The sequence below is a fragment of the Tissierella sp. QWL-11 genome (assembly GCF_058683765.1).
In genome coordinates, this window is record NZ_CM178750.1 from 1,613,487 (window position 1) to 1,636,524 (window position 23,038).

The 23,038-nt window shown below is 30.1% G+C and carries 22 protein-coding genes and 1 other annotated feature; all 22 genes read right to left on the reverse strand.

The features are described from left to right. Positions 1-74 precede the first annotated feature (74 nt). The 22 genes from leuS to mraZ all read right to left on the reverse strand — a co-directional run bounded on the left by leuS (position 75) and on the right by mraZ (position 22,959). The gene (gene leuS / locus AC4PG3_RS07810) at positions 75-2,486 is read right to left on the reverse strand and encodes a leucine--tRNA ligase (protein WP_492196103.1); all 2,412 of its coding nucleotides are present in this window, start codon (positions 2,484-2,486) and stop codon (positions 75-77) included. A gap of 48 nt (positions 2,487-2,534) precedes the next feature. After that, positions 2,535-2,731: a binding site (T-box leader), on the reverse strand. A 45-nt stretch (positions 2,732-2,776) separates the two neighbouring features. Continuing rightward, on the reverse strand, positions 2,777-4,165 hold the full coding sequence (asnS, locus tag AC4PG3_RS07815) for an asparagine--tRNA ligase (protein ID WP_492196104.1): 1,389 nt from the start codon (positions 4,163-4,165) through the stop codon (positions 2,777-2,779). A gap of 72 nt (positions 4,166-4,237) precedes the next feature. Next, entirely contained in the window at positions 4,238-5,563 is a 1,326-nt protein-coding gene (locus AC4PG3_RS07820; protein WP_492196105.1) for a replication-associated recombination protein A, read from the reverse strand. Positions 5,564-5,688: 125 nt separating this feature from the next. Continuing rightward, positions 5,689-6,147 (reverse strand): transcriptional regulator NrdR, encoded by a 459-nt coding sequence (gene nrdR / locus AC4PG3_RS07825; RefSeq protein ID WP_492196106.1) that lies wholly within the window; start codon positions 6,145-6,147, stop codon positions 5,689-5,691. Between the two features lie 65 nt (positions 6,148-6,212). Then, a complete protein-coding gene (locus AC4PG3_RS07830) occupies positions 6,213-6,452 on the reverse strand; it encodes a YlmC/YmxH family sporulation protein (RefSeq protein WP_492196107.1) in 240 nt (79 codons plus the stop codon). Positions 6,453-6,535: 83 nt separating this feature from the next. Then, positions 6,536-7,309 carry an RNA polymerase sporulation sigma factor SigG gene (gene sigG, locus AC4PG3_RS07835; protein WP_492196108.1) on the reverse strand — a complete coding sequence of 258 codons (774 nt, stop codon included), beginning with the start codon at positions 7,307-7,309 and terminating at the stop codon, positions 6,536-6,538. 104 nt (positions 7,310-7,413) lie between these two features. Then, positions 7,414-8,139 (reverse strand): RNA polymerase sporulation sigma factor SigE, encoded by a 726-nt coding sequence (sigE, locus tag AC4PG3_RS07840; RefSeq protein WP_492196109.1) that lies wholly within the window; start codon positions 8,137-8,139, stop codon positions 7,414-7,416. Beyond that, entirely contained in the window at positions 8,139-9,044 is a 906-nt protein-coding gene (locus AC4PG3_RS07845) for a sigma-E processing peptidase SpoIIGA (RefSeq protein ID WP_492196110.1), read from the reverse strand. The genes sigE and AC4PG3_RS07845 overlap by 1 nt, the downstream gene beginning before the upstream one ends. Before the next feature lie 124 nt (positions 9,045-9,168). Continuing rightward, positions 9,169-10,251 (reverse strand): cell division protein FtsZ, encoded by a 1,083-nt coding sequence (ftsZ, locus tag AC4PG3_RS07850; RefSeq protein WP_492196111.1) that lies wholly within the window; start codon positions 10,249-10,251, stop codon positions 9,169-9,171. 49 nt (positions 10,252-10,300) lie between these two features. Further along, positions 10,301-10,645, reverse strand: a complete 345-nt coding sequence (locus tag AC4PG3_RS07855; protein WP_492196112.1) for a small basic family protein — start codon at positions 10,643-10,645, stop codon at positions 10,301-10,303. Continuing rightward, positions 10,645-11,370, reverse strand: coding sequence for a DUF881 domain-containing protein (locus AC4PG3_RS07860; protein ID WP_492196113.1), 726 nt, complete (start codon positions 11,368-11,370; stop codon positions 10,645-10,647). The genes AC4PG3_RS07855 and AC4PG3_RS07860 overlap by 1 nt, the downstream gene beginning before the upstream one ends. A gap of 17 nt (positions 11,371-11,387) precedes the next feature. Beyond that, on the reverse strand, positions 11,388-12,116 hold the full coding sequence (locus AC4PG3_RS07865; protein ID WP_492196114.1) for a DUF881 domain-containing protein: 729 nt from the start codon (positions 12,114-12,116) through the stop codon (positions 11,388-11,390). A gap of 14 nt (positions 12,117-12,130) precedes the next feature. After that, positions 12,131-12,880 carry a cell division protein FtsQ/DivIB gene (locus AC4PG3_RS07870; RefSeq protein WP_492196115.1) on the reverse strand — a complete coding sequence of 250 codons (750 nt, stop codon included), beginning with the start codon at positions 12,878-12,880 and terminating at the stop codon, positions 12,131-12,133. An 11-nt stretch (positions 12,881-12,891) separates the two neighbouring features. After that, positions 12,892-14,145 carry a UDP-N-acetylglucosamine 1-carboxyvinyltransferase gene (gene murA / locus AC4PG3_RS07875; protein WP_492196116.1) on the reverse strand — a complete coding sequence of 418 codons (1,254 nt, stop codon included), beginning with the start codon at positions 14,143-14,145 and terminating at the stop codon, positions 12,892-12,894. 70 nt (positions 14,146-14,215) lie between these two features. Next, positions 14,216-15,319 carry an undecaprenyldiphospho-muramoylpentapeptide beta-N-acetylglucosaminyltransferase gene (gene murG, locus AC4PG3_RS07880; protein WP_492196117.1) on the reverse strand — a complete coding sequence of 368 codons (1,104 nt, stop codon included), beginning with the start codon at positions 15,317-15,319 and terminating at the stop codon, positions 14,216-14,218. A 10-nt stretch (positions 15,320-15,329) separates the two neighbouring features. After that, complete coding sequence (gene ftsW, locus AC4PG3_RS07885; RefSeq protein ID WP_492196118.1) at positions 15,330-16,436, reverse strand: putative lipid II flippase FtsW; 1,107 nt, start codon at positions 16,434-16,436, stop codon at positions 15,330-15,332. Further along, positions 16,423-17,799 (reverse strand): UDP-N-acetylmuramoyl-L-alanine--D-glutamate ligase, encoded by a 1,377-nt coding sequence (gene murD / locus AC4PG3_RS07890; RefSeq protein ID WP_492196119.1) that lies wholly within the window; start codon positions 17,797-17,799, stop codon positions 16,423-16,425. The genes ftsW and murD overlap by 14 nt, the downstream gene beginning before the upstream one ends. Before the next feature lie 16 nt (positions 17,800-17,815). Next, on the reverse strand, positions 17,816-18,787 hold the full coding sequence (mraY, locus tag AC4PG3_RS07895; RefSeq protein WP_492196120.1) for a phospho-N-acetylmuramoyl-pentapeptide-transferase: 972 nt from the start codon (positions 18,785-18,787) through the stop codon (positions 17,816-17,818). A gap of 108 nt (positions 18,788-18,895) precedes the next feature. Then, the gene (locus AC4PG3_RS07900) at positions 18,896-21,073 is read right to left on the reverse strand and encodes a stage V sporulation protein D (RefSeq protein ID WP_492196121.1); all 2,178 of its coding nucleotides are present in this window, start codon (positions 21,071-21,073) and stop codon (positions 18,896-18,898) included. A 12-nt stretch (positions 21,074-21,085) separates the two neighbouring features. Then, positions 21,086-21,550, reverse strand: coding sequence for an FtsB/FtsL family cell division protein (locus AC4PG3_RS07905; protein ID WP_492196122.1), 465 nt, complete (start codon positions 21,548-21,550; stop codon positions 21,086-21,088). A gap of 29 nt (positions 21,551-21,579) precedes the next feature. Further along, entirely contained in the window at positions 21,580-22,512 is a 933-nt protein-coding gene (gene rsmH, locus AC4PG3_RS07910) for a 16S rRNA (cytosine(1402)-N(4))-methyltransferase RsmH (RefSeq protein ID WP_492196123.1), read from the reverse strand. Between the two features lie 15 nt (positions 22,513-22,527). After that, a complete protein-coding gene (gene mraZ, locus AC4PG3_RS07915; RefSeq protein WP_492196124.1) occupies positions 22,528-22,959 on the reverse strand; it encodes a division/cell wall cluster transcriptional repressor MraZ in 432 nt (143 codons plus the stop codon). Between the last annotated feature and the right edge of the window lie 79 nt (positions 22,960-23,038).

A 23,038-nucleotide genomic window follows, 5' to 3' on the forward strand; every position in this document is an offset into this window, starting at 1 on the left:
ATAAAATATCTATAACTCTAATATTAACTATGTTACAATTATATCATAATTATAGAAATAGTTGAAATATTTTATTACTTTGCTACAATATTATAAATTTTGCCCATTACAAATATTTCTTTTATTATGGTTTTACCTTCTATAAATTTAAGGATTTTTTCATCTTTTAAGGCCTTTTCCCTTGCAATTTCCTTAGTATCATCTACCCCTACTTCAATAGTTCCCCTTACTTTTCCATTTACTTGAACTGGCATATTTATAACTTTGTCTTTAGTCTTTTCTTCATCATATGTGGGCCAAGTTCCTTCATATAAATATCCATCAAGACCTAATATCTCCCAAAGCTCTTCAGTTATATGCGGAGCTACAGGGTTTAGTAAGATTAAAAATGTCTTAAAATCACCTTTTGTGATTTTGCCGTGATCATTAAATTCATTTGATAGAGACATTAAAGCAGCAATACCAGTATTAAATTTCATATTATCAAAATCATCTGAAACCTTTTTAATAGTCTTATGAATACTTGATTCAAGTTCTTTTGTATACCCTTCTCCATCTACTATTAGATCTTGTAATCTCCAAACTCTTTCTAAAAATCTCCTACATCCCTTTACTCCATTTTCAGACCAAGGAGCAGATTTTTCAAAATCCCCTATAAACATCTCATAGGTTCTTAAAGTGTCAGCTCCAAAATCCCTTACTATATCATCAGGATTTACTACATTGCCTCTTGACTTAGACATTTTCTCATTATTATCCCCTAATATCATTCCATGAGAAGTTCTCTTTTTATATGGCTCAGGAGTGCTAACTACTCCAATATCATATAAAAACTTATTCCAAAATCTTGAATATAGTAAATGTAATGTAGTATGTTCCATACCTCCATTATACCAATCTACTGGCATCCAATAGTCTATAGCTTCCTTAGATGCTAAGGCATCATCATTATTAGGATCTAGATATCTTAAAAAATACCATGATGAACCTGCCCAGTTTGGCATAGTATCTGTTTCTCTTTTAGCCTTTGCACCACATTTTGGACAATTAGTGTTCACCCAATCATCTATCTTGGCTAAGGGAGATTCACCAGTATCTGTAGGCTCATAGTTTACTACATCAGGTAACTCAACAGGTAGATCTTCTTCCTTTACTGGTACCCAACCACATTCATCACAATGGATTAAAGGTATAGGTTCTCCCCAGTATCTTTGTCTTGAAAATACCCAGTCTCTAAGTTTAAAATTGATTTTTTTTGAACCTAAATTATTGTCTTCTATCCATTCCATGATAGCTTCTTTAGCTTCTTCGACTTCCATACCATTTAAAAACTCTGAATTTACTAAAGTACCTTTGTCAGTGTTTGTATAAGCCTCTTTCTCTATATCTCCACCCTTTATAACTTCTATAATAGGTAAGTTAAATTTCTTTGCAAACTCCCAGTCTCTTTCATCATGACCTGGAACTGCCATTATCGCACCTGTTCCATAGCTCATTAGGACATAGTCAGATATCCAAATAGGAATTTCTTTCCCTGTTGCTGGATTTATAGCTTTTATACCAATTAATTCTACTCCTGTTTTTTCCTTTGAAAGCTCTGTTCTCTCAAAGTCTGACTTCTTACTAGCCATGTTTTTATATTCTATTACTTCATTATAATTTTTTATATTATCTTTGTATGTTTCTATAAGATAATGCTCTGGAGATATTACCATATAAGTTGCCCCAAAAATAGTATCTGGTCTTGTAGTAAATACTTTTAATTTATCTTCTTTTCCTGCAACTTTAAAATCTAATTCTGCTCCTTCTGATCTTCCTATCCAATTTTTTTGTTGAACTTTAACTCTATCAATAAAATCTAAATCATCTAAATCATCTATAAGTCTATCAGCATATTCGGTAATCTTTAACATCCACTGATTTTTTACTTTTTGAACTACTTCTCCTCCACATCTTTCACAAGATCCTCCTACCACTTCTTCATTTGCCAATCCTATTTTACATGAAGTACACCAGTTTATAGGCATTTCCTCTTTGTAGGCCAAGCCTTTTTCATATAGTTTTAAAAATATCCATTGAGTCCATTTATAATAATTAGGATCAGTAGTATTTATCTCTCTAGACCAATCAAAGGAAAAACCTATAGATTTTAATTGAGATTTAAATCTCGCTATATTTTTTTCTGTTACCTCTTTAGGATGAACCTTATTTTTTATTGCAAAGTTTTCTGTAGGAAGTCCAAAGGCGTCCCAACCCATAGGAAATAATACATTGTATCCTTCGTATCTTCTCTTTCTAGATAATATGTCTAGTGCAGTATATGGTCTTGGGTGACCTACATGTAATCCATTAGCAGATGGATATGGGAACTCTACTAGGGCATAAAACTTTTCTTTAGATTTATCTATTTCAGCTTTATAAACTTGATTTTCATCCCAAATATCTTGCCATTTCTTTTCAATATCTCTCGGTCTATATTCTCTCATTTTTACACTCCTTAAATTCTTTATTTAAAATAAAAAACCCCTCCTCTATAAAGAGACGAAGGGTTAATTCGCGGTACCACTCTTGTTGATATTTCTATCCACTTAAAGATATAACGGTATCTTTCCGATCAAAGTATACTTTGATGACTCTGAGACAAGTTCGAATATTGTAGATACTGTTTTGCACCAAACAACAGCTCTCTATAAACTACAATTTATCTACTACTTCCCATCTATGTCTTTATATTAAGAGTTATTATAGCAAAATTATGTGTATTTTACAAGACAATTTAAAATTCAGCAGATTTTACAGTTCTAGGAAATGATATTACATCTCTAATATTTGTCATACCAGTAATATACATAAGAGCTCTTTCAAAACCTAATCCAAATCCAGAATGCTTTGTACTACCATATTTTCTAAGCTCCAAATACCACCAGTATTCATCTTTTTCCATTCCATTTTCAACAATTTTCTTTTCTAATACATCTAATCTCTCTTCTCTTTGGCTTCCACCTATTATTTCCCCTATACCAGGTACTAATAAGTCCATTGCAGATACAGTTTTATTATCTTCATTTTCTCTCATATAAAATGCTTTTATCTCTTTAGGATAGTCTGTCACAAAAACAGGTTTTTTAAACACTTCTTCAGTAATATATCTTTCATGTTCAGTTTGAAGATCTATTCCCCACTCTACTTTATATTGAAAGTCTTTTTTAGCATCATTCAATATCTCTATTGCCTTTGTATAAGTTATTTTTTCAAAATCAGAATTAACTATATTTTTAAGTCTATCCAGAAGACCCTTATCTACGAAAGAGTTAAAGAATTCCATTTCTTCCTTTGCATTTTCCATTACATAAGAGATTATATATTTTAACATATCCTCTGCTAAGTTCATATTATCTTTTAAATCTGCAAAGGCAATCTCTGGCTCAATCATCCAAAACTCCGCAGCATGTCTTGCAGTATTAGAGTTTTCAGCTCTAAAAGTTGGACCAAAGGTATATACATTTTTAAAAGCTAAAGCATAAACTTCTGCCTCTAATTGACCGCTTACAGTAAGACTTGTTGTTTTCCCAAAAAAGTCTTCACAATTATCTACCTTACCGTCATCAGTCATAGGAAGATTTTCCAAGTCTAAATTAGTCACCCTAAACATTTCCCCTGCTCCCTCAGCGTCAGATGAGGTGATTATAGGAGTATTTACATACACAAAGCCTCTTTCCTGAAAAAATTTGTGTATAGCATAAGCAAGTACTGACCTTACTCTAAAAACTGCACTAAAAGTATTGCTTCTAGGTCTCAGATGAGCAATGGTTCTCAAATACTCAAAGCTATGTCTCTTTTTTTGTAATGGATAGTCAGCAGGAGAATCTCCTTCAACTATAATTTCACTAGCTTTAATTTCAAAATCTTGCTTCGCCTTTGGAGTCTCAACTAATACTCCCTTTACTCTGATTGAAGTACTTAAGTTAAGCTTAGATATTTCTTTGAAATTTGATAAATTTTCTTCGAAAACTATTTGAATTCCTTTAAAAAATGTTCCATCATTTAAATCTATAAATCCAAAAGCCTTTGAAGACCTAATATTTCTAATCCAACCTTCTACTATTACTTCTTTGTTAAAATATTCTTCTTTGTTTTTATAAATAGATCTTATATCTACTTTCATTTTTCCCTCCTATTATGTAAATAACCCCTATATATTATAAAGGTTATTACTTTTATCTAAATTATATTGAGTTTAGTTATTTTTGTCAAACAATTTTCTAAGTCTGTCACTTATAATCTCTTCGTATCCATTTTCTGTAGGACTATAGTAAATTTTATCTCTTATCTCAGCAGGTAGATAATCTTGAGGTATATAGTTGTCCTTAAAATTATGAGGATATTTATAGTTTTGTCCATGTTTTAGAGCTTTAGCCCCAGAATAATGACTATCTTTTAAGTGATTTGGTACCTCTCCTATTTCCTCATTTTTAATATCATCTAAAGCCTTATCTATACCAACATATGCAGCATTACTTTTGGGTGCTGTAGCAACATATATAGCAGCTTGGGCAAGTATTATTCTCCCTTCAGGCATACCTATATTGTTTACTGCATTAAAGGCTGCATTTGCAATTAATAAAGCTTGAGGATCAGCATTGCCTACATCTTCTGCTGCTGCAATTATTATTCGTCTTGCTATAAATTTAGGGTCTTCTCCTGCATTTATCATCTTAGCAAGCCAATATAATGTGGCATTAGGATCTGTACCCCTCATACTCTTTATAAAAGCAGAGATGGTATCAAAGTGTTCATCTCCACCTTTATCATATTTAGCAGTCTTTATCATTATAGATTGTTTTATATCTTCTAGAGATACATTTATAACCCCTTCATTATCTTTAGGAGTTGATAAAACTCCTATCTCTAAAGAATTTAATATAGCTCGCCCATCTCCTTGAGCCACAGTTAATAGATAATCTACTGCCTCATTATCTATATTTATATTGAATCTTCCTAATCCCTTTTCCTCATCTTTTAGCGCTTTAGATATAAGATCTTTTAAATCCTTTCTCTCTAATGGATTTAACTGTATTACCATAGCTCTAGATAAAAGTGCCTTATTCACTTCAAAATAAGGATTTTCTGTAGTGGCACCTATTAAAATTATAATTCCTCTTTCTACAAATGGAAGTAAGGCATCTTGTTGTGATTTATTAAATCTATGAATCTCATCTATAAACAATATACTTCTCTTATTATATAATTTCAAATTTTCTTCTGCCTCAAGTATTACCCTTCTTATGTCTTTTACTCCAGAAGTAACTGCCGATAATTTTTCAAATCTCATATTTGTAGTATTTGCTATAATCATGGCAAGGGTTGTTTTCCCAGTTCCTGGAGGACCATAAAATATCATAGAATTTATTCTATCTGCCTTGATGGCTCTATGTAAAAACTTCCCCTCCCCTATAATATGTCCTTGTCCTACAAAATCTTTTAGAGTTTTAGGCCTCATTCTATCAGCTAAAGGAGCATTTTTCTTTAATTTTTCTTCCATTGAAAGTGTAAATAAATCCATCTCATCACCATTTTCCATAAATTTGAAAAAAGCTTCTGCTTAAGTATAATAATTTAAAATAAAAATTTCAAATTGATTTAAAAAGACAATATATTTGTATAAACAAGTATATTGTCCCAAAATAGTTATTTGTTTTCTGTTAGTATCTTGTTTAATTCTTCCATAAAAGAATTTACATCTTTAAATTGTCTATACACAGATGCAAATCTTACATATGAAACTTCATCTATATGTTTTAGCCTATTCATGACCATTTCTCCGATTTCTTCGGAAGTTATTTCTTTTTCTAATGAATTAGATAGTTCTTTTTCAATATCATCTACTAAATCTTGAATTGTATCCATGGATACAGGCCTTTTTTCACAAGATTTTATAATTCCATTTAAAAGTTTATTCCTATCATAACTCTCTCTATTTTTGTCTTTTTTAACCACAATAATGGGAATCTCTTCTATTTTTTCATATGTGGTAAATCTTTTAGAGCATTTTATACATTCTCTTCTTCTTCTTATGGCTTGTCCTTCGTCTGTAGGTCTTGAATCTACCACCTTAGATTCCTTATATTCACAATAGGGGCATCTCATCCTTCCACCTTCTTTATCTTTAATAGTTTAATTATAATATATAAATTATCTATTGTCTAATTACATTATGAATCTATATAATTAACTAGTATTGTATCTGTACCTATTCTTACTATATCTTCCCAATCTATCACTATATCATCCACTTTTGAAAATAAACCTAATCCCTTAGCCATTCTTGACATAACTATGCCAACAAGTACACCCTTTTCTAAATCAATCTCAAAATCATAAATATATCCAAGTCTTTCCCCATTTGCTATATTTATTACTTCCTTTGTCTTTACATCTGATACTTTCAACATAATCCCACCTCATTATTTATCCTTTATATATTTATATTAAATAAATATATAAATATTACTATAATTTGATGGGATTATATTTATTATATGTGTTTTCTCATTTGTTTTAAGGCATTTTTTTCTAATCTAGAAACTTGGGCTTGGGATATTCCAATTTCATCTGCTACTTCCATTTGGGTCTTACCTTGAAAGAATCTTAAATCCAATATTTCCTTTTCTCTATTGTTTAATTTTTCTAAAGCTTGTTTTATGCTTATATTTCTTAGCCAAAAGCTATCTTCCTCTTTTTCATCTTTCACTTGATCCATAACAAACAAAGGATCTCCACTGTCTTGAAAAACAGGTTCAAAAAGTGAAATTGGTTCTTGTATTGCCTCAAGTGCAAATACTACATCTTCCTTAGCTATTCCCAGTATATCAGCTATTTCTGTTATAGTTGGCTCTTTTGAGTTTTTATATATTAATTGTTCACGAGCTTGAAGAGCTTTATATGCTGTATCTCGTAAAGATCTACTTACTCTAATAGAATTATTATCTCTCAAATATCTTCTTATTTCTCCAATTATCATAGGAACTGCGTAAGTTGAAAATCTAACATTATGACTTAAATCAAAATTATCAATAGCTTTGATAAGTCCTATACAACCTATTTGAAAAAGATCATCTACATCTTCTCCTCGCCTGTTAAATCTTTGTATGATGCTTAAAACAAGTCTTAAATTTCCTTGTATGAATTCTTCTCTAGCTTGTAAATCTCCATTTTTTATTTTAACAAATAATTTTTGCATTTGGTCATTACTTAAAACTTTTAATTTAGCAGTATTTACTCCACAAATTTCAACTTTTGAAGTACGCATCTAGTTTCATCCTCTCATAATTGTTTCCCCTTTCAAATTAAATTATTGCCTTTAGATGTTTTTTTATTCAAAAAAAATATTATTGAGAAAATACCCAATAATATTTATACTAATTTATTCATTTCTTTTTGTAATCTCTTTATAATTCTTTTTTCAAGTCTAGAAATATATGATTGAGATATTCCTAATAGGTCTGCCACTTCTTTTTGAGTCTTTTCTACACCTGTTGCCAATCCAAACCTTAATTTTACAATAGTTTTTTCCCGACTATTTAGCTTCTCTATTGCCTCTTTTAATAGAGATTTGTCTACTTCAGTTTCAATATATTTAAATATTATATCATTTTCTGTACCGAGTATGTCAGATAGGAGAAGTTCATTTCCATCCCAATCAATATTTAATGGTTCATCTAGAGATATCTCACTTTTTAATTTGCTAGTCTTTCTTAGATACATTAGTATTTCATTTTCTATACATTTAGAAGCATATGTAGCCAATTTTATTTTTTTATCTGGATCAAATGTATTTACAGCTTTTATAAGTCCTATGGTTCCTATAGAAATAAGATCTTCTATCGAAATATTTGTATTATCAAATTTTCTAGCTATATATACAACAAGCCTTAGATTTCTCTCTATTAAAACTGACTTTATTGATTCGTCATATTTCAAATTATTTATATAATATTCTTCTTCTTCTGTGTTCAATGGAGGTGGTAAAGTTTCTCCTACTCCAATATAGTCAATTCTATTTACAATTTTAAATTTCTTCATTAAAGAATAGAGTTTTAATTTAAATTTAAATTTCCAATTGTATCTTTTTAATTTCATCAAATACCTCCCTGTGATATTGTTTCAAAGTGTAATAATCCATTATAATTTTTTTCCTCTGATAATCTCCCCTTATATATTCCTATCATTACATTTTTCTTTTTTATGTCTTTCCCCTCTCTATTTATCAATAGATAATCAGGTTTAAATCCCAATATAATACCCGAATCTTCTCCTATTGATTTAAATGGAATAATACTTAAGGAGATATCTTCCATAGATTTGCCTAAAACATATGCTAGATTTTCATAATCTATTGTTTTAGTATTTTCATAAACATCTTGTAAAGACTTAGGAAGAATATTTTTTATTTCCTCATACTCCACAACCATGACTGGGCTTCTTGTAAAAGGTTCTATAAGTGAATTTCCTGTATCAATTAAAGCCATAATAGACATAGCATTTCCCTTATAAAATATTTTTACTGTAGAAATATAATTCCTCCGTATTTTTTTGTTATTGTTATAGTTAAACAACTTTAATGATATTATAGATGCTATAACTATGCCTATTACTATATGCTTAAACTTAAAAATATTGGATAATGAAGTATCTTCAAATAAAAGATTAGAGATATCAGTGGAAAATGAAATTCCAATAATAATTCCTGCAAATATAAAAGATATTATGTAAAATGCAATGAGATCATACAAAAATACCCTTATTCCATAATAATTAAAGCTTATTTTTATTATTAAAATAGATATAATAAATTTCATAAAAGGTGTTGTTAAAAATAATAATTTAGGGAAGAAAAATACTAGGGAATATATTCCACTTAAAATAGCACCTATTATGATTTTCTTCAATTTGACATCTCTTTTGTTTATAGATTTTGTAATATATAATATGAGAAAGTTTATTATAAAATTTTCTAATAAATAGTATTCTAATATTATATACAATAGAAATCTCCTCACTTTTATTATTTAAATATATTATAGGATAAACATCTTAAAAAATTTGTCTATAACAGGGGAATAAAAAAAATGCATCTAATAAATTAGATGCATTTTTCAACAAAATATTTTATTTTCTATCTCTTCTTCTTAAAAATATTGGTATATCAAGATCTTCTACTGAAGAGTCTATATGGATTTCTTCCTCTAACTCTTCATCTTCTTTAGCAGGCTTGTCTACTTTTTTAATATTTTCTTTTTTCATATCAAACCCTGTAGCTATGACTGTTATCTTAATTTCATCTTCTAATGTATCATCTATACCTGCACCAAATATAATATTTGCATCAGGATCTACTGATTGTCTGATTAAATCAGCAGCTTCGTTGACCTCAAATATACCTAAATCTGCCCCACCAGTTATATTTAACAAAACCGATTGAGCCCCTTCTATAGAAGTTTCTAGTAATGGACTTTTTATAGCTTGTTTTGCAGCTTCAGTTGCTCTGTTATCTCCAGCAGCTCGTCCTATTCCCATGTGAGCAATACCTCTATCTAACATAATTGTCTTAACATCAGCAAAATCTAAATTTATAAGATTTGGTATAGATATTAAATCAGAAATACCTTGGATACCTTGTTTTAAAACCTCATCTGCCATCATAAATGCATCAGCCATAGTGGTTTTTTTATCTGCTATTTGTAAAAGCCTATCATTTGGTATAGTTACCAATGTATCTACTTTTGTTTTTAAGTTTTCAACTCCATTTTCTGCTTGAGTTTTCCTCTTGTTTCCTTCAAATGTAAAGGGTTTTGTAACTACACCAACTGTAAGTATACCCATTTCCTTAGCTATTTCTGCTACTACTGGTGCTGCTCCAGTACCAGTTCCTCCACCCATTCCTGCAGTTATAAAAATCATATCAGAGCCTTTTAATTCTTCTGCTATTTCATTTCTATTTTCTTCAGCAGCCTTTGTTCCTATCTCAGGATTTGCTCCAGCACCTAGTCCCTTAGTCAATTTTTCTCCTAATTGCAGTTTAACTTCAGCCTTCGAGGAGTGAAGGGATTGTCTATCAGTATTTAGAGCTATAAACTCTATACCTCTAACTCCATGATCTATCATTCTATTTACTGCATTATTTCCGCCCCCACCTACGCCTATAACCTTTATTCTTGCAAATTCTTCTACATCAACGTCAAAATCAAACATCCTTTTTCCTCCTCATCTTATAGTAAACATAATGTTAATTTCTTTTTAATTATATAGATTTATCTTTAAATAATAATAACCTTCTTATAGTAGCGAAGTTATCAAAAAGTCTGCTTCCAAAAGTCAGTATAGCTGCATAATATAAAGGTACCGCCAACCTATCTCCTATGTAAGCTAAAAATGCAGCTAAAAATGCATTCCCAAAAAAACCTGATATAAATATTTTTATATTAAATTTTTTTTGAAGATTTGCTCTCACACCTCCGAAGACAGAATCTAAGCAGGCCAGTATAGCAATTGTAATATATAGCGAATATGATGTATTATAAGTATAGGGAAGTAAAAACCCTATAACACCTCCTATTAATATTCCAATAAGTGCAAAAAACACCATTAATCACCTTCTCTCTTAGGTATAGCAAATTTAAATGAAAACTTGCCTTCATATCCATGTATCAATATTTTATCTTTTATTTCTGGTTCAAAACCTATTTTATAAACTGTCTTCAAAATATCTCCATATGTTCCGGGAGCGTTTATTGCCGCCATTAAAAGTTTAGGATCACCTATAGCCTTTATCTCAAAAGGTGTAGCTAGACTCTTTTGATTTAGCTTTATAATCGGCCCTCCACATTTAATTTCTGATGATGATATAACTCTTTCATCATTAATACTAATAGCTTCAGCTCCAGCAATCCTCAAATCATTTAATATATTTAATATATCTACATCATGTATTATATCATCATTTGCACTAAATCCCACTATATGGTTACTAGGATTGTCATACATAGTAATCTTTATTCCAGGACCCTCTAGATCTGAATACCCTGCTTTAGCCATATTTAACTCTAAATCTTGATATAAGACATCAATTATGTCCTCATCTCCTTGAGATACATTTTTTAACTTCTCAAGTTCTTGGATTTTTTCTTTTTCCATTTTACTTAATTCTTTTAATTCTTCTTTAACTTGATTTATTTCATTCTTTGTATCTTGTATTGATTTAATTGTTACTGGTGCATATGATTCTACATTTAACTTCATCTGAGTAGATATAAATATACCTATTATGATGCTAAATAGAGTTAGTACTAGTTTAGGATTATTTCTTTTCATAATGTCCTCCTAATCATCTAATTAACATTCTCTTCAACAGGGGAACTATATATAAAATCTTTGATTTTTCTATATTTAGGTATCACTATATTATTATCTTGAGTTAAGTGAACCAAATAATCTAACTTTCTAAGTTGCCAAACTACACCCATCTTTATAGCTAGTGCTGATTCTAAAGTATCTGGATTGCCTATAGCTTTTATTGTAATAGGAGAATTTGTAGATACTCCATTTATTTCTATATGATTGCCAGCTCGTACTATTTCTGTGTATGCCGTATATCTTTGATCATTTATTGATATAGCTTCTGCATCTGCTGCATTTAACACGCTAATTATTTGAAGTATTAAATCCAATTCATCTACTATGCTATAGCTATCACCAAATTGCAAATCTACAGGAGGATCATTTATTTCAAGTAAAATACCAGTTCCTTCTACCTCTTGATATCCAGCTAACATTCTATACTTCATTGCATCTTTATATAAGTTTTCAGTATAAATACTTTTCTCTGATTCACCCTTTTCATACTGCTCTATCTTAGACTCTAATTCTAAAATCCTATTAACTTGAGCTTCTCTTTCACTTTGAAGCTTTTTCAATTCTAAAGCAAGTTGTTGAGATCTTTGAGTGGGTAGCACTCCTTCTCCTACGGATTTATTTATAGTTTTAAATTGAATTGATAAAATTAATCCTAGTAATATAGAGACTAAAACAAGGGCAAATATCTCTTTGGTCCTTTTCATTTTATCACTCTTTCTCAATTCTCAGTAACTAAAATAGGATTTTCTCCCTTATTCATAATTATTTTTGTGAATTTTATGTCTTTTTCTTTTGCATCTTTTAAAATTTCATCTAAAAGTCTTAGCTTATATTTTACATTATCAAGTGTACCAAAGGCAACATAAATTCCATCTTTTAACATTATATTAAGATTATCTTTTGTTTTTAAATCTACTTTATCAAATGTATCCATAAGATTCAAATTTAATGATTCATTGATTAAATCTATTATATCATTATTGAGCTTAGTTGAAAACACATTATCTCCTAAATTCATATTTTCAATGTCTAACCCAATAAATACTGGTAGCTGTTCTTCATTTTCATTTTTTTGTTCAAGTATAAACCCATCTTTATCAATAGCCAAAAAAGTAGATAATTTTTGTATAAGTAAAACAGTTTTCCTTTCTACTACACTTATTTCTACTGTATTAGGCAGCTTTCTATTTATATCAACACTTTTTATGTAAGGTATCTTTTTTATATTACTTTCCGATCTCTTTTTGTGTATTCTAAATATATTTTCTCCTTTGTTTATCATAGAATACTTTATAATGTCATCCTGATTTAACTTTTTATTTCCCTTTATTTGAAATTTATCTATATTGAAGTAACCGGATCTAAAGGAAAATATAAATATAAAAGATATTAAAACTATTATTATAATGAAATCAAAGAAAATTTTTCTAGCTCTTCTTTTTCTCTCTACCCTTGTAAGTTTTTCCATCTAAAGCACTCCTAGTTTTGTCTTTTGATATCTGCTCCTAATTTTTGTAAATCTATATGAAGATTATCATAACCTCTATCTATATGTTCAATATCTTCCACTTCCGTCTCTCCTTGAGCTACAAGTCCTGCTAAAACTAAGGCAGCTCCTCCTCTTAAATCTTTAGCAAATACTCTTGCTCCTGTTAAATTATCTACACCTTTTATAACAGCAACTCTTCCTAGTGTCTTAATATTCGCTCCCATTTTCATAAGTTCTTCAGCATGCTTAAATCTATTTTCAAATATAGTTTCATTTATGATGCTTGTTCCATCTGCTATAGATAAAAGCGTCATAAACTGTGCTTGCATATCAGTTGGAAATCCAGGAAATGGTAGTGTCTTTAACATCTCTATAGGAGATATGACTTCTTTTCCAATAATTTTTACTCTGTGGCTATTACATAGTGCTATAGCACCTGTTTCTCTCAATTTTGCTATAATACTTTGTGTATGATCTACCACAATATCATTTATAAGAACTTCTCCCCTAGTAATTGCAGTTGCCACCATAAATGTTCCCGTAACTATTCTATCGGGTATTATTCTGTGACTACAAGGATTAAACTCCTCTACTCCCTCTATTCTTATTACACTTGTACCAGCTCCCATGACCCTTGCACCAATTCTATTTAAATAATCTTGTAAATCCATAATCTCAGGCTCTCTAGCAGCATTTCTAATTGTAGTTAGTCCCTTAGCTTTTACTGCTGCCAACATTATATTCTCAGTAGCTCCTACTGATGGATAATCAAGTTGGATTTCACATCCTTCAAGCTTTTCAGCTTTACAATATAAAAATCCATGAGATTCTTCAATCTTAGCTCCTAATTGCCTTAGGGATTTAAGATGCAAATCTATAGGTCTTGGACCAATTTCACACCCCCCTGGATAAGATATTCTAACTTCACCCTTTCTAGAAAGTAATGCTCCCATAAGTATTATGGAAGATCTCATTTCTCTTACTAACATCTCTGGTAAATCAACACTAACTATGTCCTTAGAATCTACTATAATAGTATCTTTTTCTTTTTTCATTTTAACTCCAAGTGATTCTAATATATCTATCATAACCTTTACATCTTTTAAATCTGGTATATTGGAAATAACACTTGTTTTACTGCTGATAATAGTAGCAGCTAAAATTGGTAGTACTGCATTTTTTGCTCCAGGAATAGATAATTCCCCTTCTAATCTATTGCCTCCATTAATTATAAATTTTCCCACTATTCCACCTCCACAATTTATAGATTTTACTATACCATTATTTTATGCATAGAAGTGAAATAGGTTACTTTTAAAGGGTTAATTCTCGGATTAACTCTACAATCTTCTTACTTGCATCTAGTTTGCCCATTTTTTTGCTGTTTTTCGACATTTTATTCAATTTTTCTTTGTCTTTTAATAATTCCTTTATATTATAAATCAATATCTTACCATCTAGCTCTTTTTCAAGTATAACAATACTAGCTCCTTGTTTTTCAAAATCTCTAGCATTATATTCCTGATGATTTTCTGCTGTATATGCCTTAGGTATCAATATACTAGGTACCCCTATTGCAGATATTTCTGCAAGTGTTATAGCTCCAGAACTAGATATGACAATATCAGCTATATTTAATGCATCGGGCATCTCGTAGAGATAAGGTAATATTTTTATATTTTCCTTTTCTTTTACATTATTTTTACTTAGGCTACTTTTAAAATCTTCATAAAGTTTTCTACCGGTAATATGTATAAGTTGAATATCATCACCTATATAGTCTTTCTCTATGATATTTAAAATTTCCTTATTCAATTTCCACTGTCCTCCACTTCCTCCAAAGGACAATACCAAAGGTTTATTAGAATCTATATTTAATTTTTTTCTGGCTTCATTTTTATCTATATTTAATATTTCCTTCCTAATAGGATTACCTGTATTTACCACCCTATCTGGATGTTTAAAATATTTAGCAGCTGTATCAAAAGTAACTGCTATCTTATCTACATATCTAGAAAGGATCTTGTTTGTTATACCTGGATAGGCATTTTGCTCATGGATTAAGGTTTTTATATTTCTCCTATTAGCTTTGTATAAAATAGGTCCACTTACATATCCTCCTGTTCCAATTACTATATCTGGTTTAAATTCTTTTAGTATATTATCAGCATCCCTAAGTCCTAAAAACAATTCTTTTATTGCTATAAAAAGCTTTTTATTTATCTTTCTAGGTAAATAATTTACCCTTATAGTCTTAAAATCAAACCCTTCTTTTGGAACTAATTCAGACTCTAAACTGTTTTTTGTTCCCACATATAATATTTTAGCATTTATGTCTATACTTTTTATTTCCTTGGCTATGGCTAAGGCTGGATATATATGTCCCCCTGTACCACCACCTGATATTAAATATTTCATATTTTCACTCCTATCTTGTATGTCTAGAAATATTTAATAATATTCCTATTGCAGCCATATAAATAATCAACGATGTACCTCCATAGCTAACTAGTGGTAGAGTTATTCCTGTAGTGGGTATAGAAGATGTAACTACTGCTATATGAATGATACTCTGTATGGCTAATAAAGCTGTTATTCCCGTTGCTAAAAAACTCCCAAACAAATCTTCTACTCTAAGAGCAATTATTATTCCTCTCCAAATTAACAACATCAAAAGTAGTAATATAGTTAAAGTACCTAAAAATCCTAATTCTTCTCCAATTATTGAAAAAATAAAGTCATTATAGGATTCAGGAATATAAAAAAACTTTTGTCTACTTTTCCCAAGTCCAAGACCAAATACCCCTCCTGAACCAAGGGCATATAGTGATTGTACTGCCTGCCAACCTTCATCTAATTTATAGGCAAAAGGATCCTTAAAAGCCATCCATCTATCCATCCTATATAGATTATCTTTGTCTATAATTGCAAAGTATAATAAAGAAGCTGCTCCACCAGCTAAAGTAAATAGGTGGCTCCACTTCATGCCCGCTATAAAGAACATAGCCATCATAGCACCCGCTAAAGTTACTGTTGTACCTAAATCCTTTTGCAGATATATAAGTCCACAAGAAAGTCCTATATACATAAGTGCAGGTACTGTACCATGCCATAAACCTTTAATTTTATCTTTTTTATTGGATAAAAAAGCAGCAAAAAATATTATAGAACCTAGCTTAATTACATCTGAAGGCATAAATAAAAATCCTATATTAATCCATCTTCGCGCCCCCTTCAATGTAACTCCTATTGGCGAAAATATAAGTAATCCTAGTATTACGGAAACAGTATAGATTATTGGTGATAATTTTTTTAAGTATCTATAGTTGAAATTCATACAAACCAACATGACAATAAATCCTAAAATAGCGGCTATTAATTGCTTTCTCAAAAAATGGTATCCATTATCGAATTCTACCATAGCCCGAGGCCAGCTAGAGCTAAATACCATTATAATTCCAATAAATACTAATAGCATGACTGTTAAAAAAAGAGTAAAGTCTACCGCCTTTTTTCTCCTATTATTTTTTTTCAATATGACCATCTCCTAAAGTATAGACTAGTCTTTTAAAATCTTTACCTCTTTCTTCAAAATTTTTATACATATCCCAACTAGCACAAGCTGGAGATAGTAGTATAGATTCTTTTTCTTTGGCTAAATTATAAGCTAAGTTTACAGCTTCCTTCATAGTATTTACTAATTTTACATCTTTATAATTATGTTTAAGAGCTACATCTTTTATTCTATATTTAGTATCTCCTAACAATATCAGATATTTTACTTTTCCTTTAAAGGAATTTATAAATCCATGAAAATCACTATTTTTTTCATATCCTCCTGCTATTAAAATTATTTTTCCATCTATAGCATCTATAGCTTTTATTGTTGCATTTGGATTAGTGCCTTTAGAGTCATTGAAAAATTTCACCCCATTTATTTCATCTACAAATTCAAGCCTATGTTCTACTCCTTTAAAATTTTCCAATGTATACTTTATAATTTCTACATCTACTCCTAATACTATAGAAACTGCTATTGCTCCTAATGCATTTTCTAAATTGTGTCTTCCTATTATCTTTAAATCATCATAATTCAAAATTTCTTTTTCATACTCTCCATCATTATATACTATGCTTTTACCATTCAAACAAATTCCTTTATTTAAATAACTATCTACGCTAAACCACATTATATTTGAATTTATTTCATCTTCAAATCCTCTTAAAATCTCATCATCATAATTTAAAACTAGGTAATCTTCTTTGTCTTGGTTTTTAAATATTTTCTTTTTGGATTTAACATAGTTTTTATAATCCCCATGCCAATCTAAATGATCTGGACTTAAATTTAATATTAATGCAATTTTCGGCTTAAAAGAATTAGTATGCTCTAATTGAAAACTGCTTAATTCCAACACAAAATAATCATCTACCCTAGAATTAAGCACTTCTTTTAAAAAGCCTATACCTATGTTTCCCGCAATGTGAGGATTTAAATCTGCATTTTTAAATATCTCTCCTACTAATGTAGTTGTCGTTGTCTTACCGTTTGTTCCAGTTATTCCTATGATATTTTGAGCATTAGATAATCTATACCCTAATTCTATATCATTTATAATTTCTATACCTAATTTTTCAGCATCTATTAAAATTTTAGAATTTGGTAGTATACCTGGACTCTTTATAATAAGTTCTACTCCATTTAAATCAATTTCTTCACTACCTAATTTTCTTTCAAAGTTTATATGTTTAATAGAATCCAAATTATCCTTTAGCTCTATTTCATCCTTTGAATCGGTAATAATTATTTTGGCCTTATATTTATTTAAAACTTTAATCGTGGACAATCCGGATATACCAAGCCCCATTACTAAAACTCTTTTGTCTTTAAGATACATATAATCACCCTATTTATTAATTAATTGGCATTCCTAAAATTCCTATTAGACACAAAATAACAGTTACAATCCAGAATACCGTAACTATTTTTGTCTCTTTCCAGCCCTTATGTTCAAAATGATGGTGAAGAGGGCTCATGAGAAAAACTCTTTTTCCTGTAAGTTTAAAGGAAATAACTTGTATAATTACAGATAGAGTTTCTACAAAATATATACCTCCTACTATAGGAAGTACTAAGGGCAAATTTAGCATAATTGCAATTGCCGATACAGCACCGCCTAGAGCCATGGAACCTGTATCACCCATAAAAATTTTAGCTGGATGAGCATTGTGTATTAAAAAACCTAAACAGGCTCCTGCTAAAGCAGTAGAAAAAATAGTTATACTATCCATTCCCCAATTTAGAGAAACTAATCCGAAAAATGACAATACAATAAGTGTTACTCCTGAAGCCAAACCATCTAATCCATCAGTTAGATTAACACTATTTACAGTTCCTACCACCACAAACACAATAAATGGAATATAAAGTATTCCTAGATCTAGGTATTCATGACTTACAAACGGTATTATTAATTTTGTCCCTAATACAGAAGTATTAGACTGATAAACTGCTAAAATTACTGCTAAAATTACTTGAATTATTAACTTTTGATAAGCTCTAAGCCCTAAATTTCTTGTCTTCGCTACCTTTATATAATCATCTAAAAATCCAATCATTCCAAAACCAAAGGTTGATAAAATCAATATATACATGTCATTATTTAATTGTCCAGTTGAAATAACAGTAATTATTAATGATGCAAATATTATAACTCCGCCCATAGTAGGAGTACCTGATTTAGATAAATGTGATTTTGGACCTTCCTCTCTTATACTTTGACCAATTTTAAACTTTTTTAACATAGGAATTATAATAGGTCCTAAAATCAAAGTTATTAAAAAAGAAATTCCTATAGTACGTATTAAATCTATATAATCTATCATTTGTTTTATCCTCCTAAAAAACCTTTTGTGAATATTTTATCACTTATTTTATGTAGTTTATTAAATAATCAAGTATAAGGCAACATAATTATGTTGCCTTATAACAAATTATTGTTCTTCTTCAAATTTTACAGTAATACTTATATCTTTACCATCTAGCTCTTCTCCCGGTAGAGGATTTTGTGAAATTGCCTTACCGGTTCCCTCTAAAGTATAAGAAAGATTCATATCATTGAGTATAGTTATTACTTCCTCCTTAGACTTTCCTACTAAATAGGGCATCTTAGTTTTTTCTTCCAATGGACTATTTATATATAAATCTACTATAGAATCTTTTTGAACTTCTGTCCCAGGTGTAGGGAATTGATCTAATACTATAGAATCATTTGTAAGCTCTAAGTATTCTGTAGTATATCTAAGACCTGCTTTGGTCAAAGTTTCTCCCGCTTGCCCTATTACTTTATTTCTAATATCTGGAACTATTACTTTTTGATTTAGCATTTCTTTTTCTTCTTCTGTATACTTAGGAGGTATTTCTAAATAATTAAATACATCTTCTAGTATAGATTTTGCAGCAGGCGCTGCAGTTATACTTCCATAATTATAGCCTGCACCAGGTTCATCTACTATTACTGAAATTACAAGCTGCGGATCTTCTATGGGAGCTACAGCAACAAAGGAACCTATATATTTCCCCTTTGCATATCTTCCATCAATTATCTTTTGAGCAGTTCCAGTTTTTCCACCTATTCTATAGCCAGGAATATAAGCTCTAGAACCAGTTCCATCTTTTACTACACTTTCTAAAAGACTAAGCATAGTATCAGATGTCTCTTTAGATAGGACTCTTCTCTTTACTACAACTTCTTTTTCTTTTACCGTATTACTATCTTTATCTATTAAACCTTTAACTATTCTCGGCTCCATTAAATTACCACCATTTGAAACTGCAGATACTGCGGTAGCTAATTGAATAGGTGTTATAGCAATTCCATGGCCATAGGACATAGTTGCAAGATTTATTTCTTTTATGACATCTGCATTCATAGGTATGATTCCCAATTGCTCTCCAAGTAATTCTATACCTGTCTTTTCCCCAAATCCAAAAGCCTTTATATACTTATATAAGTTTTCTTTTCCTAAATCTCTACCAATATTAACATATGCAACATTACAAGAATTTTCCATTGTTTCTCTAAGAGTTTGTGATCCATGCGGATTGTACCATTGAGCACATTTTAATACCCTACCACTTACTTTTATAGTTCCACTACAATAGTAGTGTGAATCCAATGTTGAAGTGTTTTCTTCTAAAGCAGCTGCTGCAGTAAATATTTTAAATGTAGAGCCTGGCTCGTATATATCATTTATAGCAAAATTTCTCCATTGTTCATTCCATTTTTCCATTAATTTTTCTGAAGATAAATTTTCCCATTCTTGTTTTAATTCTTCATCTAGTGGCTCTCTAGGATTATTTGGATCATAATCAGGCAGTGTTACCATAGCAAGTATATCACCTGTCTTAGGTTCCATTACTATTATGGATACTCCCTTAGCTTTATTATCAAACAAAGCCTGTTGCGCAGCTTTCTCTGCAAATCTCTGTATAGTTTCATCTATTGTAAGTACTACAGAGGTTCCATCAGTTGGATCATATACCTTTTCTCCGTCATATGGTAATTGCCTATTAGCAGCATCTGTCATTCTGACCCACTTACCTGGTACTCCTGTTAATTCTTCATCATATATCCTTTCTATTCCATATAAACCGTTATTATCTATATCTGTAAAGCCTAAAATATGAGAAGCAAAATCTCCGTATGGATAATATCTTTTGTTATCTTCTACTATACTTATTCCCTTTAAATTAAGTTTTCTAAGAGTATCTGCCTCTTCTTTGGTAATCCACTGTTTTATCTTTTCATTACTACGATTTTTGGTTATCTTTTCATATACAAAATCTTCTTCTAAGTCTAAAACTTCCCCTATAGATTTAGCTACCTCCTCAAGATTTTTATAATTTTTCTTTATATCTGCTGGAGTTGCCCAAACTGTATATGCATTTACACTTAGGGCTAGCTTTTTTCCATTTCTATCATAAATTATTCCTCTTTTTGGCTTTATATCTATAGATTTTCTCCACTGTTCTAAAGCGCCCTTTTTTAATTCTTCTCCTTTAACTATTTGTAAATAACCTAATCTAAGTACTAAACTTATTATTAGTATTAAACAAAAAATCAAAGTACCCTTTAACCTATTTTTAGAGGATTTACTAGGTGATTGCAATAAAAAAACCTCCTAAAACAAACTCGTAATCAAATCAAATACCTTTTTCGTATCCTCTTTTGTATTTTTATCTTCTAAATTATCAAGTGTATTATTTACTGTTATATATGCTATTTGTCCTTCTTTTGGATAACTCATACCCAATTTATTTATTGCTTCTGTCTCTATCTTTTGAGAACTCTTTATCCCTTCTAGTTCGGCTACTAAGTCTGTTTTAACCTTCTCTAGCTCTACCTTTTGTTTCTCTAGCTTAGTTACTTCCATTCTCATCTTAGTTATATTAGCATATCTAAATAAAATAAACAAACTTATTCCCAGTATAATAAGTGCAGAAAATAAAAATGTTATTTTGATAGCTACATTAAAACTTGTTTTTTTCTTGTCTTTTTTTGTATTTTTCTTTTTTCTTGAGTTTTCACTTGGGTTTTCATATACTTCTTCAGGATAATAGTTTAATTCAGCTTTAGTTACTAACAATTTATTCTCCTCCTTATGTTTTTAGAACCTTAAAGTTTTTTAGCTATTCTAAGTTTTGCAGATCTGGACCTTCTATTTTCTTCAATTTCTTTCTTTGATGGGATAATTGGTTTTCTTGTAATTATTTCTATTTCCCTTTTTTTATCACACATACACTGAGGTATCCCAGGTGGACATATACAATTTTTAAATAGATATTTAAAAGTATCCTTTACTATCCTATCTTCTAAAGAATGAAATGTTATAATTACAAGTCTTCCTCCTGGTTTTAAAAGGTTAACCATCATTTCTATAGAGTTTTCTAATACTTCTAACTCCCTATTAACTTCTATTCTTATAGCCTGAAAAGTCTTCTTACCAGGATGTGATCCTTCCATTCTAACTTTTTTAGGTATTGCTTTTTTGATTGTATCTACCAATTCAAAAGTAGTGTCTATAGATTTATTTTTTCTATCTTCTACTATAAATTCTGCTATTCTCTTTGCCCATCGCTCTTCTCCATATTTCCATATGATTTCTTCTAATTGGCTTTTTGAATATTCATTTATCACATTCCAAGCAGAAAAACCATTATCTTTATCCATCCTCATATCTAAAGGAGCATCTTTATTATATGAAAATCCTCTCTCACCTTCATCAAACTGATGGGATGAAACTCCTAAATCAAGAAGTATCCCATCTACTTTAGAAATATTTAATTCTTGTAGAACCTTGTCCATATTTTCATAATTATTATGTACAATTTCCACTTTGTCCCTATACTCACTTAATACTTCTCTAGATTTTCTAAGCGCATTTTCATCTTGATCAATCCCTATTAATTTACCATCTTCTAATTTTTTTACTATTTCTAGGGAGTGTCCCCCACCACCCAGAGTACCATCTACATATATTCCATTCTTTTTTATATCTAAACCTTCAATAACTTCTTCTAATAATATTGATATATGATTAAAGTTCATGTGTAATTCCTCCATTTATATCCCTAATTCAGCCATTTTCTCAGCTATTGAGTCATAGCTTAAATTATCATCTTCATTGTAATCTTTCCACTGTTCCTTGCTCCAAATTTCAATCCTAGTTGCTACTCCTATTACTACAGCATCTTTTTTAAGTTTGGAGTGTTCTCTTAAATTAGATGGAAGAAGTACCCTACCTTGCTTATCTAAACTTACTTCGCTTGCCCCTGAAAAGAAAAAACGTATAAATGCCCTTGCATCCTTGTTTGTAAGTGGTAAGCCTTTTAATTTATCTTGTATTATTTTCCATTCTTCCATAGAATATACAAAGAGGCAGCTGTCTAATCCTTTTGTTATCACGAAACTATCCCCTAAGTCTTCTCTAAATTTAGAGGGTATTATAATTCGTCCTTTAGTATCTAATGTATGTTGATATTCACCTATAAACATTTATATCAACCACCCCAGCTATATTTATACCACTTTGAACCACTTTCTACCACTTATATTATATTCTATACTATTTTAA

Bases quoted from the DNA above. Each gene is read 5' to 3' on its own strand.
- leuS (WP_492196103.1), bottom strand. From the start codon at position 2,486: ATGAGAGAATATAGACCGAGAGATATTGAAAAGAAATGGCAAGATATT.
- asnS (WP_492196104.1), bottom strand. From the start codon at position 4,165: ATGAAAGTAGATATAAGATCTATTTATAAAAACAAAGAAGAATATTTT.
- AC4PG3_RS07820 (WP_492196105.1), bottom strand. From the start codon at position 5,563: ATGGATTTATTTACACTTTCAATGGAAGAAAAATTAAAGAAAAATGCT.
- nrdR (WP_492196106.1), bottom strand. From the start codon at position 6,147: ATGAGATGCCCCTATTGTGAATATAAGGAATCTAAGGTGGTAGATTCA.
- AC4PG3_RS07830 (WP_492196107.1), bottom strand. From the start codon at position 6,452: ATGTTGAAAGTATCAGATGTAAAGACAAAGGAAGTAATAAATATAGCA.
- sigG (WP_492196108.1), bottom strand. From the start codon at position 7,309: ATGCGTACTTCAAAAGTTGAAATTTGTGGAGTAAATACTGCTAAATTA.
- sigE (WP_492196109.1), bottom strand. From the start codon at position 8,139: ATGAAATTAAAAAGATACAATTGGAAATTTAAATTTAAATTAAAACTC.
- ftsZ (WP_492196111.1), bottom strand. From the start codon at position 10,251: ATGTTTGATTTTGACGTTGATGTAGAAGAATTTGCAAGAATAAAGGTT.
- AC4PG3_RS07855 (WP_492196112.1), bottom strand. From the start codon at position 10,645: ATGGTGTTTTTTGCACTTATTGGAATATTAATAGGAGGTGTTATAGGG.
- AC4PG3_RS07860 (WP_492196113.1), bottom strand. From the start codon at position 11,370: ATGAAAAGAAATAATCCTAAACTAGTACTAACTCTATTTAGCATCATA.
- AC4PG3_RS07865 (WP_492196114.1), bottom strand. From the start codon at position 12,116: ATGAAAAGGACCAAAGAGATATTTGCCCTTGTTTTAGTCTCTATATTA.
- AC4PG3_RS07870 (WP_492196115.1), bottom strand. From the start codon at position 12,880: ATGGAAAAACTTACAAGGGTAGAGAGAAAAAGAAGAGCTAGAAAAATT.
- murG (WP_492196117.1), bottom strand. From the start codon at position 15,319: ATGAAATATTTAATATCAGGTGGTGGTACAGGGGGACATATATATCCA.
- murD (WP_492196119.1), bottom strand. From the start codon at position 17,799: ATGTATCTTAAAGACAAAAGAGTTTTAGTAATGGGGCTTGGTATATCC.
- mraY (WP_492196120.1), bottom strand. From the start codon at position 18,787: ATGATAGATTATATAGATTTAATACGTACTATAGGAATTTCTTTTTTA.
- rsmH (WP_492196123.1), bottom strand. From the start codon at position 22,512: ATGAACTTTAATCATATATCAATATTATTAGAAGAAGTTATTGAAGGT.
- mraZ (WP_492196124.1), bottom strand. From the start codon at position 22,959: ATGTTTATAGGTGAATATCAACATACATTAGATACTAAAGGACGAATT.